The 14,300-nt window shown below is 69.9% G+C and carries 15 protein-coding genes; 7 read left to right on the forward strand and 8 right to left on the reverse strand.

What is annotated here, in order from left to right:
- Nucleotide 1: 1 nt before the first annotated feature.
- The 5 genes from gspM to ACEU5R_RS08820 form a co-directional block, all read right to left on the reverse strand.
- Nucleotides 2-634: a type II secretion system protein GspM gene (gspM, locus tag ACEU5R_RS08800; protein ID WP_392409871.1), complete on the reverse strand. Its 633-nt coding sequence runs from the start codon at nt 632-634 to the stop codon at nt 2-4.
- A complete protein-coding gene (gene gspL, locus ACEU5R_RS08805) occupies nt 631-1,920 on the reverse strand; it encodes a type II secretion system protein GspL (protein ID WP_392409873.1) in 1,290 nt (429 codons plus the stop codon). Before gspL ends, gspM begins: the two co-directional genes overlap by 4 nt.
- The gene (gene gspK, locus ACEU5R_RS08810; RefSeq protein ID WP_103274466.1) at nt 1,920-2,837 is read right to left on the reverse strand and encodes a type II secretion system minor pseudopilin GspK; all 918 of its coding nucleotides are present in this window, start codon (nt 2,835-2,837) and stop codon (nt 1,920-1,922) included. The genes gspL and gspK overlap by 1 nt, the downstream gene beginning before the upstream one ends.
- Nucleotides 2,838-2,859: 22 nt before the next feature.
- Nucleotides 2,860-3,321 (reverse strand): type II secretion system major pseudopilin GspG, encoded by a 462-nt coding sequence (gspG, locus tag ACEU5R_RS08815; RefSeq protein ID WP_103274467.1) that lies wholly within the window; start codon nt 3,319-3,321, stop codon nt 2,860-2,862.
- Nucleotides 3,322-3,535: 214 nt separating this feature from the next.
- The gene (locus ACEU5R_RS08820; protein WP_103274468.1) at nt 3,536-4,024 is read right to left on the reverse strand and encodes a MarR family winged helix-turn-helix transcriptional regulator; all 489 of its coding nucleotides are present in this window, start codon (nt 4,022-4,024) and stop codon (nt 3,536-3,538) included.
- A 114-nt stretch (nt 4,025-4,138) separates the two neighbouring features.
- Here ACEU5R_RS08820 and ACEU5R_RS08825 point away from each other — a divergent pair, with 114 nt between their 5' ends.
- Nucleotides 4,139-5,293 (forward strand): MFS transporter, encoded by a 1,155-nt coding sequence (locus tag ACEU5R_RS08825; RefSeq protein ID WP_392409874.1) that lies wholly within the window; start codon nt 4,139-4,141, stop codon nt 5,291-5,293.
- 8 nt (nt 5,294-5,301) lie between these two features.
- On the opposite strand, the gene ACEU5R_RS08830 is transcribed toward ACEU5R_RS08825, so the two are convergent.
- The gene (locus ACEU5R_RS08830) at nt 5,302-5,610 is read right to left on the reverse strand and encodes a SelT/SelW/SelH family protein (protein WP_392409875.1); all 309 of its coding nucleotides are present in this window, start codon (nt 5,608-5,610) and stop codon (nt 5,302-5,304) included.
- A gap of 132 nt (nt 5,611-5,742) precedes the next feature.
- Between ACEU5R_RS08830 and ACEU5R_RS08835 the strand changes: the two genes are divergently transcribed.
- Together ACEU5R_RS08835 and ACEU5R_RS08840 are read left to right on the forward strand one after the other, a co-directional pair.
- Complete coding sequence (locus ACEU5R_RS08835) at nt 5,743-6,945, forward strand: multidrug effflux MFS transporter (RefSeq protein WP_392409876.1); 1,203 nt, start codon at nt 5,743-5,745, stop codon at nt 6,943-6,945.
- A 44-nt stretch (nt 6,946-6,989) separates the two neighbouring features.
- Complete coding sequence (locus ACEU5R_RS08840; RefSeq protein ID WP_392409877.1) at nt 6,990-7,799, forward strand: enoyl-CoA hydratase; 810 nt, start codon at nt 6,990-6,992, stop codon at nt 7,797-7,799.
- A 15-nt stretch (nt 7,800-7,814) separates the two neighbouring features.
- On the opposite strand, the gene chrA is transcribed toward ACEU5R_RS08840, so the two are convergent.
- Nucleotides 7,815-9,080 carry a chromate efflux transporter gene (gene chrA, locus ACEU5R_RS08845; RefSeq protein ID WP_392409878.1) on the reverse strand — a complete coding sequence of 422 codons (1,266 nt, stop codon included), beginning with the start codon at nt 9,078-9,080 and terminating at the stop codon, nt 7,815-7,817.
- A gap of 320 nt (nt 9,081-9,400) precedes the next feature.
- On the opposite strand from chrA, the gene ACEU5R_RS08850 reads away from it, so the two are divergent.
- A complete protein-coding gene (locus tag ACEU5R_RS08850; protein ID WP_103274472.1) occupies nt 9,401-10,696 on the forward strand; it encodes an ATP-binding protein in 1,296 nt (431 codons plus the stop codon).
- Nucleotides 10,697-10,703: 7 nt separating this feature from the next.
- Here the strand turns inward: ACEU5R_RS08850 and ACEU5R_RS08855 are convergent, their stop codons facing one another.
- Nucleotides 10,704-12,266 (reverse strand): TerC family protein, encoded by a 1,563-nt coding sequence (locus ACEU5R_RS08855; protein ID WP_392409879.1) that lies wholly within the window; start codon nt 12,264-12,266, stop codon nt 10,704-10,706.
- Nucleotides 12,267-12,514: 248 nt separating this feature from the next.
- Between ACEU5R_RS08855 and ACEU5R_RS08860 the strand changes: the two genes are divergently transcribed.
- The 3 genes from ACEU5R_RS08860 to ACEU5R_RS08870 all read left to right on the forward strand — a co-directional run bounded on the left by ACEU5R_RS08860 (nt 12,515) and on the right by ACEU5R_RS08870 (nt 14,267).
- Complete coding sequence (locus ACEU5R_RS08860; RefSeq protein ID WP_158658431.1) at nt 12,515-12,670, forward strand: hypothetical protein; 156 nt, start codon at nt 12,515-12,517, stop codon at nt 12,668-12,670.
- Between the two features lie 293 nt (nt 12,671-12,963).
- Entirely contained in the window at nt 12,964-13,317 is a 354-nt protein-coding gene (locus ACEU5R_RS08865; RefSeq protein WP_233772439.1) for a hypothetical protein, read from the forward strand.
- A 236-nt stretch (nt 13,318-13,553) separates the two neighbouring features.
- On the forward strand, nt 13,554-14,267 hold the full coding sequence (locus ACEU5R_RS08870; RefSeq protein WP_103274474.1) for an MgtC/SapB family protein: 714 nt from the start codon (nt 13,554-13,556) through the stop codon (nt 14,265-14,267).
- The last annotated feature ends 33 nt before the right edge of the window (nt 14,268-14,300 follow it).

The raw sequence follows: 14,300 nt of genomic DNA on the forward strand, positions 1-14,300 counted from the left end.
GTTACCTCTCGTTCCGGGTGGCGGGGGACAACTCGATCGATGCGCGGTACTGATCCAGAAGCGACATCCCGGTTGGCGACACGGCGCCCTTGCCCGGTACTTCCAGCACCGTGACGGCCGGCCTGGACCCGGCGGCGGCGGGCGCATCGATGCGGCGCAAGTCGATCCGGTCCGGCCGCAGCGACAGACGCCCAGGCTGCGTCAGCAGCCAGCGCAGCAAGGGTTCGGCCCGCGCGTCCTCCAGGCTCAGGCGCCAGCGGCCATCCGGGCCGGGCGCCGTCACGTCGGCCTGCAAACCGGTCTGCTCCAGGCCAAGGCGCAGCGACGCTTCCGTCGCCGGGCCGCGCACGGCTTGCTCGCGAGGCGCGCTGGCCAGCAATGTTTCCAGCTCGATGCTCAAACCGCGCAGGCGCGTCAGTTCGGCGCGCGCGCGCTCGGCCCTGGCCAGCGCAGGCTCGATCAGCGCCAGCCAGCACAGCGCGGCCAGCGCCAGCAAGGCGCAGCCGGCCAGCATGCGGCGCTCGCGCGGCGCCAGTCCGAGCCAATAATTCCCGGCGCGCGCACGCCAGTCCGCGATGCGCTTGCGCCCTGCCGCGAACGGCGCCGCCGCCAGGGGCCGGAACGCGAAGCTCATGAGCGGCTCGCGGGTGCCGCGCCCTGCGGCGGCGCGCGGCGCAGGCGCCAGCCGCCGGCTTGCGGCTCGACGGATACGCCGTCCTTGGCCGCCGCCTTGATCCAGTCCGGCGTGCCCCCTTCCGGCGCCGGGTCACGGCGCGCGCCGGGCGCCATCTCCACATCCAGCGCGCCGTCCGCATAGCGCAAGCCGGCCACTTCGCCGGCGGCGAAGGCCAGATGCTGGGTGGCCGCGCCCAACAGGAACGCGAACTCCGATTGCCCGGGACCGCCTTGCAACTGCTGGCGGACCTGGCGCAAGGGATCGGTCACGCGGGCCAGGGCGGGGAACGCCTGTTGCACACGGTCATGCACGTGCGCGCGCAGTTCGGCGACGCCGTGTTCAAGGCGCCAGGCCTGCAACTGCAGGCCGCCGATCCACACCGTGGCGGCGATGGCGGCCCATTTGATGGCGCCGCGCCACGATCCGGCCACGGCGCTCGCGCGGCGGGCCAGCGCTACATTCCAGCCTGGTGCGACATCGGCGCCAGCCTCGATCTCGCGGCCCTGTTCAGCGGGCATGTCATGGGGCCACCAGGGCGGAATCCCGCCGATCCAGACGATCCGCGCCGGTCTGGCGGTCTCCAGCGCGCGCAAAAGGGCCTGCACACCGGGGATGTAGGCTCCCGACGCGCCCACGCCCGGTTTGTCAGCGCCGGCGGCATGCCCGCCCACGGAGTCCATGGCGCCTGTATCCGCGCGGGAAACATCCCCGGAAGGCACGTCCGCGCGCGCGATGGCATGGATCTCCACGTGATCGGAGCCGGCGCGCAGCGCTACCCAATCGTCTCCCTGCATCAAGGTCCAGCCGTCGGGTGTGCGCGGCAGCCATAGCGGCAGCGGCGCAAGAGCCGCTGCCGTCAGGCCGCAACCTTCCATCAGCGCCTGCGCCCGTTCCGCCTGTTCGCGGGCGATCCAGGCCAGGCAGACATTCCCGTCCGCGGCGCGCGCGCCATGGGCCACCAGCAGCGCGTCGGCGTCGCCCAGGGCCAGCAGTTCCACCGCGCCCGCCGCCGCCACTTTCAAGCGCGCGGGCGTCAGCGGCGGCAAGAGCGCGGCGGCCAGCGCCATGTCCCCGGGCTGCACGAAGGCGGTCACGCGCGCGCCCCGGTGCAAGCCCGCCAGCTCGGCAAGGCTGCGCGGCGTGGCCGATCGCAGCCAGATCTTGCCCTCGCGCAGCGCATAGGGCAGCGGCGTGTCGGCAGAGAGCAGGCGCAAGGCCGGCAACAGGACGCGGATCTCCGGCATCAGGCGCCTTCTCTCGACCAGAGCACCTCGGGCCACGGCTTCGCGCCGCGCGCCAGCAGCGCCTGGAACGGCACCAGCGCCGACCCCAGCCGCGCGGCGCCAGCGAGCCGGAACCAGTTGCTCTGCACGGCCACGCGCGCCGGATTGCCCTGTTGCCCGGGCAGGTTCAACCTGTTGGCGAAATCGCCCTCCGTGGCGAACCACATGCCGGCATCGCGCTGGGCGACCAGCGCCTTCGCCTGCTCCAGCGACAGGTCGGGCACGCGGGCGGCGATCACTTCGGCCCGGGCGGTGTTCACGTTGACCAGGGTGACACGCGGCAATACCGTGACATAGGGCCGCAGGCGCGCGACGACACCGGCGTCCACGCCCGGCGCGCCGGCAAGCTCATCCAGGCTGCGCGGAAATGGCGCCAGGTTGGGCCGCCCGGCTTCACCCGGCCGGGCCGAAGCCGCGCCGTCGCCAGCTTTATGCGGCGGCGGCAATGACGCCAGCATGCGCTGCGCCAGGGCGTCCGCGACCTCCGGCCGCAGCCCCAGCGATTGGCACAGGCGGGCCAGCTCCTCGACGCCGTCCTGATACAGCTTGCCCTCGAAGACCAGATTGCGCAGGTTGAGCTTGCCCTGCTCGTCTTCCAGGCGGCCCAGGAACACCGGCTGGCCGCCGGCCGTGGCCGCGAGCCGCGCATCGGTGATGGGCGCGGCCCAGGGCGCGTCGCCGCGCGTGGTGGCGTTGCGCTCGCCATCCTCCTTGATCAGACGCAGGGCCAGGTTCAGGCCGCCGCGCAGCAGCGCCTGGGCCTGGGCGCGGTTCTGCGCGGCCTGCACCCCGCGCAGGAAGGCGTCCTGGCGTTGCAGCAGCGAGGCGGTGATCATGGTCACCGCCGCCACCACCAGCAAGGCGCTGATGACGGCCATGCCTTGCTGCCGGACGCGGCGCTCAGAGCTGCCAGGAACCGATGTCGGCATTGCCTGCTTCCCCGTCCGGCTTGCCGTCGGCGCCGTAGGAAAACACATCGATTTCGCCGTGCGCGCCGGGATTCAGGTACTGATAGGGATGGCCCCAGGGATCGTTGGGCAGGCGGTCCAGATAGGCGCGCCAGGCGCTGTTGGCGCCCGGCCCCGTAGCGGGCCGCTCCACCAGCGCGCGCAGTCCTTGCTCGGTGCTGGGATAGCTGCCGGTGTCCAGCCGATAAAGCTTGAGCGCCTGCATCAGCGCGCTGATGTCCTGGCGCGCGGCGACCGCGCGCGCCTGATCAGGGCGGTCCAGCAGACGCGGCACCACCAGCGCCGCCAGGATGCCCATGATCACGATCACCACCATGATCTCGATCAACGTGAAACCACGCTGCCGATGGCCGGGCGGGCAATGCGTATCCGTCTGGTGCCGGCTTGCTTTCATCGCGCGGGGACTCCGAGGCTGCCGTTGGGCCCGAGAACCGGCGCGCGTCCGGGTCAGTCGGGCGCCGTTCAGGTCCGGAGATATTGGCAAGCCCGGATTTCACGCATTTGACGCATTGTGCGGAGGATTGAAAGCTACCGCCGGAACGCCGCAAGCGCCAGCGAGGTGGATCCTGGCGTGCTGTCCCGCGCATACGCCCGCGCGCGATCCGTCACTAGCCGGCGTAGGCGCCCAGCAGCTTGCCCAGCAGGTCCGCGAGCTGGCGCTGCTCGGTCGCGTCCAGCGGCGACAGGACCTCGGCCTGGTTGCGCACGTGCGCGACCACCGCCCGATCGATCAGTTTCAAGCCGGCGCGGGTCAACCGCACCAGCGTCGCGCGACCATCGCCGGGATTGGGCACGCGCTCCACCAGGCCCGCGCTTTCCAGGCGGTCGATGCGGTTGGTCATGCTGCCCGACGAGATCATCATGTCCTCGTACAGCGCGGTCGGGGTCAGGCCCTGCGCCGCGCCGCTGCGCCTGAGCGTGGCCAGCACATCGAATTCACCCGGTTGCAGGCCGAATTCCGCGAACAAGGGGTTGATCCGGTCGCGAGTGATGACCAGCGCGCATTCGGCGAGGCGGCCCAGCACCAGCATGCTGGACACGTCCAGGCCCGGCAGCTCGCGATTCCATTGGGCCACCGCGCGGCCCGCCCTATCCATAACCATGACGGCATCTCCAATTATCTTGACGTCAAGATAAATTCCAAATATCTTGACGTCGAGATATTTTAGCAACGCGGCCGTTCAAACGTGGGCCGATCACAGGGAGCAGCAGTGAATCTTTCCGTAGCGCAACGGTGGCAGGTGGCCGCCATCATCCTGGTGGGCCTGAATCTGCGCCCCGTGCTGGCCTCGGTGCCGCCCCTGCTGGATGCCTTGCAGGCGGCGACCGGCATGTCCGACGGCGCGGCGGGCCTGATGACCGCCCTGCCCGTCTTCGTCATGGGCATAGGCGCGCTGAGCGCGGCCCCGCTGCGCCGCCTGCTGGGCGAGCGCCTGGGCGTGCTGCTGGGGCTGGCCGTGATCGCCATCGCCGCCGGCGCCCGGCTGGCGGCGGATCATACCGGCGCGCTGTTGGCCACCGGCGTCGCGGCCGGCCTGGGCATCGCCATCGCGCAGGCCCTGCTGCCGGGCTACATCAAGGCACGCCTCGCGGCTGCCAGCAGCGGCGTGATGGGGCTCTATTCGACCGCCATCATGGGCGGCGCGGCCATCGCCAGCGTCGCCACGCCGCTGATGGCGCGCCAACAGTCGCTGTCCCTGTCGCTGGCGGCCTGGGCCGTGCCCGCCCTGGTCGCGCTGGCCTGCTGGGCGCGCGCCGCCGGCCGCGCCGAGGCCGTCGCGCATGCCGCAGGCGCCGACGGCGCGCACGGGCGCCGCGCCTGGCTGCTGGCCATTTTCTTCGGCCTGGGCACGGGCGCCTACACGCTGGTGCTGGCCTGGCTGCCGCCCTACTACACCGCGCTGGGCTGGACGCCGGTCGCGGCCGGCAGCCTGCTGGGCGCCGTCACGGTCGCGGAAATCGCGGCCGGCCTGCTGGTGTCCGCGCTGATCGGCCGCCTGCCCGACCGCCGCCCGGCGCTGTATCTGGCGATCGGTTCGCTGCTGGTCGGCCTGGCGGGCCTGGCCATCGCGCCGCTGGCCTTTGCCTGGCCGGCCTCCGTGCTGGCGGGCCTGGGCATCGGCGCCCTCTTTCCGTTGTCGCTGATCGTGACCATGGACCACGCGGCCACGCCCGCGCAGGCCGGCCGGCTGGCGGCCTTCGTGCAGGGCGTGGGGTATCTGATCGCGGCGACGTTTCCGTACGCGGCCGGGCTGATCCGGCAGCATGTGTCGGACCTGCGGCCGGCATGGGGAGTGATGATGGCGATCTGCGCGATCCTGTTCGCGATGGCCCTGCGGTTCCGGCCGCAGGCGTACCGGCGCTGACGCGTCCGTCAGCCTTCGGCCGGGTCCTTGCGATGACCGTCCACATGGCCCAGCGGACGCGAGGGATCGATCAGGTCGCGCACGCGCTGCTTGAGCGTCTTGGCGTCCGGAAAGCCGCCGTCGCGCTTGCGGTCCCACACCAGTTCGCCATTGCAGCTGACCTGGAACACGCCGCCGGTGCCCGGCTGCAGCGCGACCTCGCCCAGGTCGGTGGAAAACGTGGACAGCAATTCCTGCGCCATCCAGGCGGCGCGCAGCAGCCATTGGCACTGGGTGCAATAGACGATGACGATGCGGGGGCCGGTGGTGTCGCTCATGCCGGCGATTCTAACTTGAGCGCCTGGCCGGCGATGGCATCGCAACCCGCCCGGCATGTCGCCAGCGCCCGATCCGGGCTTGAGGGATAATCGAGGGTTTTTCCCTGGCCCCTTTGCGGCCTGGACCCTGCAATGACCCCTGTATCCACTACCCGCGGCCAGGCTTGGCTGATCGGCCTGCTGATGGCCCTGGTCACGCTCACGCCGATGGGCATCGACATCTACCTGCCTTCCCTGCCCGGCATGGCGCAGGATTTCGGCGTCACGATGGCCGCCATGCAGACCAGCGTCACGCTGTTCATCTTCGCGGTCGGCCTGAGCCAATTGCTGATCGGACCGCTGGCCGACCGCCACGGTCGCCGGCCGGTGGCGCTGGCCGGGGTCGCGGCCTACGTCGCCGGCTCGGCGCTGGGCGCCTGCGCGGGCACGGTGGAGTGGTTCTATGCCGCGCGCGTGATCCAGGGCATCGGCGCCTGCGCCGCTTCGCTGGTGGCTTTCGCCGCCGTGCGCGATCGCTACGCCCCGGCCGAAGGCGCGCGCATCTACAGCTACCTGAACGGCGCGCTGTGTTCGGTCCCGGCGCTGGCGCCCATGCTGGGCGGCGCGCTGGCGGTGCTGGCCGGCTGGCGCAGCACCTTCGTTTTCATGGTGCTGTTCGCGCTGACGCTCGCGCTGCTGCTGGCGCGGCGCTTCGGCGAGACCCGGCCGCCAGCCGCCGGACCCGCCGCCCGCGTGGCGGGCTGGCGCCAGTACCTGCCCATCGCGACGAGCGGCCGCTTCGTGTATTTCGCCGTGTTCGGCATGGCCGGCATGGCGATGATCCTGGTCTTCGTGTCGGCCGCGCCCGTGGTGCTGGTCCAGCGCCTGGGCTATTCCGAGCTGGGTTTCGGCGCCTGGTTCGGCGGCAATGCCGTGCTCAACATCGTCGCATTCTTCCTCGCACCCCGATTCATCGCGCGCTTTGGCCGTATGGTCATGCTGCGCGCCGGCCTGATTGCACTGCTGCTGGCGGCGGCCATGCATCTGGCGGCCTGGCTTTGGCTGCCTTTGTCCGCCTGGGCCTTCATGTTGCCGGTGGCGGTGCTGACGGTCGGGTTCTCGCTGGCGCTGGGCTCCGCCCTGAGCCTGGCGCTGGAACCCTATCCCGACCGCGCGGGCACCGCCGCCGCGGTGTTCGGCCAGTTCCAGATGAGCGGCTCCGCCCTGATCGCGACGCTGCTGCTGGGCCAGGGCATGAGCCCGCAGCTGGCCATGGCGCTGATCGGCGCGCTGCTGGCCGGACCGCTGCTCTGCGCTTCCGGCTGGATCGCGCGGTCCGTGTCCCGCCACGGCTGAGACTGCCGCGCTGGTATCCTGAGGCCACAACGACAGGAGATGACATGAGCACGCAATCTTCCGCCAGCCCGGCCCTCGAACCGTTGCTGCTGCGCACCGACAGCCAGGGCCTCGTCACGCTGCGCCTGAACCGGCCGGGACAGTTCAACGCGCTGTCCGAAGCGCTGCTGGCCGCGTTGCAGGCGCAGATCGATGCGCTGGCCGGCGACGCGAGCCTGCGCTGCGTGGTGCTGGAAGCCAGCGGCCGCGCCTTCAGCGCCGGGCATGACCTGCGTGAAATGCGGAGCCAGCCGTCACTGGACTACTACCGTGAGTTGTTCCGCAAGTGCGGCGCGGTGATGCAGGGCCTGCAAGCCCTGCCCGTGCCGGTCATCGCCAAGGTGCGCGGCATCGCCACCGCCGCCGGCTGCCAGCTGGTGGCCAGCTGCGACCTGGCGATCTGCGCCGATGACGCCCGTTTCGCCGTGTCGGGCATCAACGTCGGTCTGTTCTGCGCCACGCCGGCGGTGGCCCTCAGCCGCAACGTATCGGCCAAGCGCGCCTTCGACATGCTGGTCACCGGACGATTCATCGACGCGGCCACGGCCGCTGACTGGGGACTGGTCAACGACGCGGTGCCCGCAGACCAACTGGATGCGCGCGTGGCTGAACTCGCCGCCGAGATCCTGTCCAAGAGTCCGGCCGCCATCCGCCATGGCAAGCGCATGTTCTACAAGCAGCGGCAGATGGCGCTGGCCGACGCCTACGACTACGCTGGCGACGTCATGGCCCGCAACATGATGGAAGAGGACGCCGCCGAAGGCATCGACGCCTTCCTGCAAAAGCGCGCGCCGCGCTGGCGCGGCCTGGCCTGAACGGCCCCGGGCGGATCAGGCCAGCCAGCCCAGCGCCCAGCCGCCCGCCGCCGCCGTCATCACCACCCATACCGGCGACCAGCGCGCATACACCAGCAGGCCGAACAGCAACAGGGCCAGCCCGAAGTCCGCCGGTCCACGGATGGCGGACGTCCATACCGGGTCGTACAGGGCCGACAGCAGCACGCCGACCACGGCGGCGTTCACGCCGGCCAGCATGTTGCGCACGCCCGGCCGCCGGCGCAGTCCGTCCCAGAACGGCATCGCGCCGGCCAGCAGCAAGGCGCCCGGCAGGAAGATCATCGCCAGCATGCTGAAACCGCTGATCCAGCCCATCCAGCCGCCGGCGGGGTGTTGCGCAGCCACGCCCAAAAACGCGGCAAAGGAGAACAAGGGCCCCGGCATGGCCTGCGCCGCGCCATAGCCCGCCAGGAAATCCGGTTGCGACACCATGCCGCCGGCCACCGCCGTGGATTCCAGCATGGGCAACACCACATGCCCGCCACCGAAAACCAGCGCGCCGGCCCGGTAGAAGCCTGCGAGTTGCGCGGCCAGGGGCGTGGCGGCGTACTCGGCCAGGACCGGCAAGCCGATCAACAGGGCCGCGAACAGTCCCAGCAGCACCCATCCCGCGCCGCGCCGCACGCTTTGCGACGGCTGTCCGAGCAAGGGGCGAGGCGGCAGTTGCAGCACGGCCGCGCCCACCACCGCGCCCAGGGCGATGGCGGCCAGCTGCCCCGGCGCCGAGGGCAAGGCCAGGGTGATCAGCGCAGCCACGCAGGCCATGCCGGCCCGGATCCGGTCCGGACAGAGCGTGCGGCCCATGCCCCACACCGCTTGCGCGATGACCGCCACCGCCGCCACCTTCAGGCCATGGATCGCGGCGGAACCCGACAACCAGCCGAAATGCGCCAGCCCCAGGGCGAACAGCATCAGCGCCATGGCCGAGGGCAGCGTGAACGCCAGCCAGGCGGCCAGCATGCCCGTCCAGCCCGCGCGCTTCAGGCCTATCGCCATGCCCACCTGGCTGCTGGCCGGTCCCGGCAGGAACTGGCACAGCGCGACCAGATCCGAATAGGTGTAGTCGTCCAGCCAGCGGCGGCGGTCGACGAATTCGGTGCGGAAGTAGCCCAGATGCGCCACCGGGCCGCCGAAGGAAGTCAGGCCCAGCCGCAGGAACACCAGGAATACCTCGATACAGGAACCTCGCCCCACCGCCGTCTGTTCATGGACGGCGGACTGGCTGGCGACGTGTTCGTCGTGCGACGGCGGTTGCGGCATGGTGGGTGTGTTTCATCTGACCGGGCGGAACCACAGCTGTCCGCCCCGGTATTTAGCTTATAGCCCGGGGCGAGGCTCCGATTCAATCGAGAGTTCCGCCATCCCGCCCTAGTCCAGGTGCATGAATCTTCACAAATTACGAACAAAAACCGCAGATCTGTGATCAAGCCGGCGGCTAGGATCGCCCGTTGGCCCGTGGCGGCATGTCCGCCATGCCCGCCCCGGCACAAGACAACAGCATCATGAGCACCCACGGCGCATCCCGGCTCGCCCGACAGACCACCGCCCAAGCCCCGAGGCAGGCGGCCGCCAGGGCATCCATGCTCAAGCTGGCGCTGCGCATCCTCATCGTCGCGACCATCGGCTATATCCTGGCGACGCAGTTCGTCAGCCGCAGCTTCAGCTACCTGCTGGAACCGATCACCGCCGATCTCGTCTACGAGACGCTGCGCGGCCAGATGCACGCCCTGCGCACCGAACTGGATCCGCAACCGCCGGCCGAACGCGAGGCCTACCTGCGCGACCACATCAAGCCCCACTATGGCCTGGGCCTGCAGATCAAGACGCCGGCGCAGGCCGCCCTGACCCGCGCCGAGCGGGACATGGTGGACAAGTACGGCATCGTCATGCGGGACGACTACAACACCTTTCTTTCGCGCATGCCCGGCGAGCCGGCGCAGTGGCTGGAAGTGACCTTGCCCTCACAGCGCTCGCTCGAGAAGATGGTGACCTGGACGGCCTGGACCGTGCTGGTGCTGATCCTGGCCGGCGTGCTGCTGCTGTTCTGGGCCATGCCCATTCATCGCGACCTGGACGTGGTGCGCAACGCCACACTGCGCATGGCGCAAGGCGACCTGGATGTCCGGGTGCGCCTGTCGCGCATCTCCGGCATCCGCCACATCGGCGAGAGCTTCAACCATATGGCCGAGCGCATCGCCGCGCTGGTCGACAACCAGCGCAGCCTGACCAACGCCGTCTCGCACGAGCTGCGCACGCCGCTGGCGCGGCTCTCGTTCGAGGTCGACATGCTGAGCGAGGGCGGCATCGATCCCAAGCGCAGCGCCGTCCTGCACGACATGCGCGCGGATATCGCCGAACTGGAGGCGATGGTGGCCGAACTGCTGGTTTACGCCCGGCTGGAGCGTCCCGCTGAAGACACCGTGAAGCTGGAAACCGTGGACACCGCCGACTGGATGGGCGAAGCCCTGGCCCAGGTCGCCCATCAGGCCAGGGCCCGCTCCGTGCAGTGCGCCATGCGGCCCGGCTGTCCGGCGCATGTACGGCTGCACCCGCGCTACATGAGCCGCGCGTTGCTGAACCTGGTGCAGAACGCCGTGCGCTACGCCAACTCCCGGGTGGAAATCGGGCTGACGCGCAACGCCGCCGAGGAATTCGAGCTGACCGTCGACGACGACGGCGGCGGCATCCCGCAAGCCGACCGCGAGCGGGTGTTCGAACCGTTCATCCGCCTGGACGAAAGCCGCGACCGAGGCACCGGCGGCGCCGGCCTGGGGCTGGCCATCGTGCAACGGGTGGCCGCCAATCACGGCGGCACCATCGAGGTGCGGGACAGTCCCCTGGGCGGCGCCCGCTTCGTGCTGCGCTGGCCTGCCTGAAGACGCCTTACTGCGGGGTGTCGCGGCGCGCCAGCAACTGATCGATGCGCAGCCCGTCGCGGCGCGTCACCTCGAAGGTCCATCCGCCCCATGCGATCGTTTCACCGGCGTCCGGGATGCGGCCGACGACGCGCAGCAGGCAACCCGCCAGCGTTGCGTCCGGCGCATTCTCCAAGGCTGCATCCATATCCAGCAGCCGGGCCGCCTCGTCGGCCGCCAGGCCGCCCTCGAGCAGCCAGGAGCCGTCGGACAGCGGCACCGCCTCGCGCGGGTCTTCGCGGTGCTCGGGCAATTCGCCGCCCACCGCCGTCAACACATCCATCGGCGTGACCAGCCCTTCGCAGTCGCCATGCTCGTCCACCACGATCAGCATGTGGTCGCGCGAGGCGCGCAGCTCGTCCAGCACCTTCAGCACCGGCGTGGTCTCCAGTACGTACAGCGGCTCGCGCGCCAGTTCCACCAGATCGATGGGGCCGGGATTGGACAACAGCGGCAGCACGTCCTTGAAGTGCAGCACGCCCAGCACGTTGGCCGCGTCGCCAGCGCAAAGCGGCAGGCGCGAATGGCCCGACGCGAACTTGCGCACCACCGTCTGCGGCGAGTCGGCCACATCCAGCCACACCATGCGGCCACGCGGCACCATGATCGAGCGCACGTCGCGCGCGCCGGCCGCCAGCACGCGTTCGATCATCGAGCTTTCCTCGGGCGCGAAGGCCGGCTCGTCGCCGGCGCCATCGACCAGCGCGGCCACTTCGTCGGCCTGCTGCGTCGGCTGGCCGGCGCGGCCCGCGCGCAGCAGGCGCAGCACCGCCTGCGCGGTGCGCTGGCGACGGCTCAGCGCATGCGCCCCTCGGGCGCGATTGCGGCGCGCCAACTGGTTGAACAGCTCGATCAGGATCGAGAAGCCGATGGCGGCATACAGATAGCCCTTGGGCACATGGAAGCCCAGGCCTTCGGCCACGAGGCTGAAGCCGATCATCAGCAGCAGGCCCAGGCACAGGATCACCACGGTGGGATGGCGCGCCACGAAACCCATCAGCGGGCGGCTGGCCAGCATCATCACCGCCATGGCGACGACCACGGCGATCATCATGATGCTCAAGTCCTGCACCATGCCCACGGCCGTGATCACCGAGTCCAGCGAGAATACGGCGTCCAGCACCACGATCTGCAGGATCACCTGCCAGAACACGGCATGCTGCGTCTTCTGCCCGGCGTCGTGGCCGGCGCCGCCTTCCACGCGCTCGTGCAGTTCCATGGTGCCCTTGAACAGCAGGAACAGGCCGCCCAGTATCAGGATCAGGTCGCGACCTGAGATCTCGGCGCCCAGCACGGTGAACAGAGGCTGGGTCAGCGTCACCACCCAGGCGATGCTGGCGAGCAGGCCCAGGCGCATGACCATGGCCAGCGTCAGGCCGATCATGCGCGCGCGGTTGCGCTGATGCGGCGGCAGCTTGTCGGCCAGGATGGCGATGAACACCAGGTTGTCGATGCCCAGCACGATTTCAAGAATGACCAGCGTCGCCAGGCCAAGCCAGGCGGTCGGGTCGGACATCCAGTCAAAGATCATCAGTGGTCCAGATAGGGTTCAGGCGGGCGCGAGGGGCCCGGAAAAGGCATGGCGAAAACCGTAGCGCGGACGCGGGGGCGCGCACAAGACGGGCGCGGGGCCCGGCCCGGACCGGATGGACGAGGAAGGAAGGCTGCTGCGTGGCCGTTCTGACAGGACGCGCGAGGCGCGCCGGCCGGGCCGTGTCGGAGGAAGGTCTCGGGCGCCCCGGACAGCGAGGCGCCCTGCTAGGAGGAGGGTCGTCGTTCATGCTTGGCGAAAAAGGCGGCGCGGCGTCCTGCAAAGGCCTCGCGTCCGCCCGTCACGCCGGGCTCTCATTCTTACTGGAAACTGAATACTACCTGAAATCCAAGAACCGTCATTCGCCGCGATTGACGTGCGGCATGATTTTGCAGGCGGCATGAATAATGTCTTGGTGTTTACCCTAGGCCCTGGCTATACTGGGCGCTCTTCAAACCCCATTGAGATCACTGTGGACAACGACGGATGTAGTCATAGCACGACTGCTCGCGCCGCTTGACGCAACCGATCCGCAGAATCTTCTGACGGGTCCTGCGTCCAGCCAGGACCCGGCCTTACCGCCTCCCCCCTATCCGCCAGCCTTTTCACGGCCGGGCGCCATGCGCCTTGCCACGCTGGCGGATTGGCGCGCGCATGTGGACCTTCCTCATCGTCCTCCCCTCGCAAGGAGACGACCATGCGCTTCAAGCCCTTTTTCACGCTCCCCGTCCGCGCCGACGCGGCTCCCGCCGCCGTGCGCCCGGCAGCGCCCACCTATCGCTTCACCATCGTCAGCGTCAGCGCCACGCTGAACGCGCTGCGCAAGCAGCTGTACTACGAGCTGCAGGCGCTGGACCTGCGCGTGCTGAACGTGCGCATCTCGCGCGAAGAATCGGATCAGCTCGCCAGCACCACCGTCACCCTGCTCTGCCCGCCGCAGTTGCGTGGCGTGCTCAACGCCGTCGCGCTGCGGCTGGGCCAGAGCCCGGACGTGCGCCGCGTGCATTGGGAAAACGACGCCGGCGCCGCCATCGCGGTACTGCCCGCCTGAGCAACGCCATTCCGTAGTTTTCTGAATCGCGGACACGGAAAGGAGACTGTCATGAAAGACCCGTACAAGTACCTGCTGCTCGCCCGGGTGCTGGCCCTGGCGCTGATCTGGCTGGTGGCGCTGGTACTGGCCCTGGTATCGAGCTGGCAGCCCGTCTGAAGGGCTCGGCAAGTCTGGGCGCGGCCATCGCAAGGGGCGGGTCGCGCCCTGTTCACAATACGCTGCAAGAGAACAAGATGAAAAACTTCGAGAACATCCAATTGCTGACGCTGGCCAATACGCTGGTCAGCCTGCTCAGCGCCTTCGTGCTGGGCTCCATCGTCGGCTTCGAGCGCCAGTTCCGCCAGCGTACCGCGGGCCTGCGCACCAACGCGCTGGTGGCGGTGGGCGCGGCCATCTTCGTCGACATGGCCTTTCGCGTCGGCGGCGCCGACGGCGGCGCGCGCGTGATTTCCTACGTGGTGTCGGGCGTGGGCTTCCTGGGCGCGGGCGCCATCATGCGCGAAGGCGGCAGCATCCGCGGGCTGAACACTGCAGCCACGCTGTGGGGCTCGGCCGCCATCGGCGCCTGCGCGGGCGCGTCGCTGCTGCTCGAAGCGGTGGCCGCCACGGCCTTCGTGCTGGCCGCGAACACCTTGCTGCGGCCCCTGGTCAGCCATATCAACCGCCAGCCGGTCGACGCGCAGACCACTGAAGTCACCACCGTCATCCACGTGATCGCGCACGTGGACGAGCGCCAGGCAGCCATGACCGTCCTGGAAGACGTGCTGGAGGCCGAGCAGCTGCCGCTGTCGGAACTGAAGATCGACCAGTTTGGCGAGAACGAGGTCGAGATCGAGGCCGCCCTGAGCGAAGCCGCGGTCGACGAGGAAGACCTGGACCGTGTCGCCGCGCGGATCGCGAGCGCGCCGGCGGTGCGCACGGCGTTCTGGGCGGCGCGGACGGTTTGACGCCGAAGCCGTTCCGCTCCTGACCGGGAGCGC

It is taken from the genome of Achromobacter sp. 413638 (assembly GCF_043119405.1).
Lineage (GTDB): Bacteria > Pseudomonadota > Gammaproteobacteria > Burkholderiales > Burkholderiaceae_B > Achromobacter.

Excerpts from the sequence above, each read along its gene's own strand:
- ACEU5R_RS08870 (WP_103274474.1), top strand. The coding sequence starts at position 13,554 with ATGAAAAACTTCGAGAACATCCAATTGCTGACGCTGGCCAATACGCTG.
- ACEU5R_RS08830 (WP_392409875.1), bottom strand. The coding sequence starts at position 5,610 with ATGAGCGACACCACCGGCCCCCGCATCGTCATCGTCTATTGCACCCAG.
- chrA (WP_392409878.1), bottom strand. The coding sequence starts at position 9,080 with ATGCCGCAACCGCCGTCGCACGACGAACACGTCGCCAGCCAGTCCGCC.
- ACEU5R_RS08840 (WP_392409877.1), top strand. The coding sequence starts at position 6,990 with ATGAGCACGCAATCTTCCGCCAGCCCGGCCCTCGAACCGTTGCTGCTG.
- ACEU5R_RS08835 (WP_392409876.1), top strand. The coding sequence starts at position 5,743 with ATGACCCCTGTATCCACTACCCGCGGCCAGGCTTGGCTGATCGGCCTG.
- ACEU5R_RS08865 (WP_233772439.1), top strand. The coding sequence starts at position 12,964 with ATGCGCTTCAAGCCCTTTTTCACGCTCCCCGTCCGCGCCGACGCGGCT.
- gspK (WP_103274466.1), bottom strand. The coding sequence starts at position 2,837 with ATGGCCGTCATCAGCGCCTTGCTGGTGGTGGCGGCGGTGACCATGATC.
- ACEU5R_RS08850 (WP_103274472.1), top strand. The coding sequence starts at position 9,401 with ATGCTCAAGCTGGCGCTGCGCATCCTCATCGTCGCGACCATCGGCTAT.
- gspG (WP_103274467.1), bottom strand. The coding sequence starts at position 3,321 with ATGAAAGCAAGCCGGCACCAGACGGATACGCATTGCCCGCCCGGCCAT.
- ACEU5R_RS08855 (WP_392409879.1), bottom strand. The coding sequence starts at position 12,266 with ATGATCTTTGACTGGATGTCCGACCCGACCGCCTGGCTTGGCCTGGCG.
- gspL (WP_392409873.1), bottom strand. The coding sequence starts at position 1,920 with ATGCCGGAGATCCGCGTCCTGTTGCCGGCCTTGCGCCTGCTCTCTGCC.
- ACEU5R_RS08860 (WP_158658431.1), top strand. The coding sequence starts at position 12,515 with ATGCTTGGCGAAAAAGGCGGCGCGGCGTCCTGCAAAGGCCTCGCGTCC.
- ACEU5R_RS08820 (WP_103274468.1), bottom strand. The coding sequence starts at position 4,024 with ATGGATAGGGCGGGCCGCGCGGTGGCCCAATGGAATCGCGAGCTGCCG.
- gspM (WP_392409871.1), bottom strand. The coding sequence starts at position 634 with ATGAGCTTCGCGTTCCGGCCCCTGGCGGCGGCGCCGTTCGCGGCAGGG.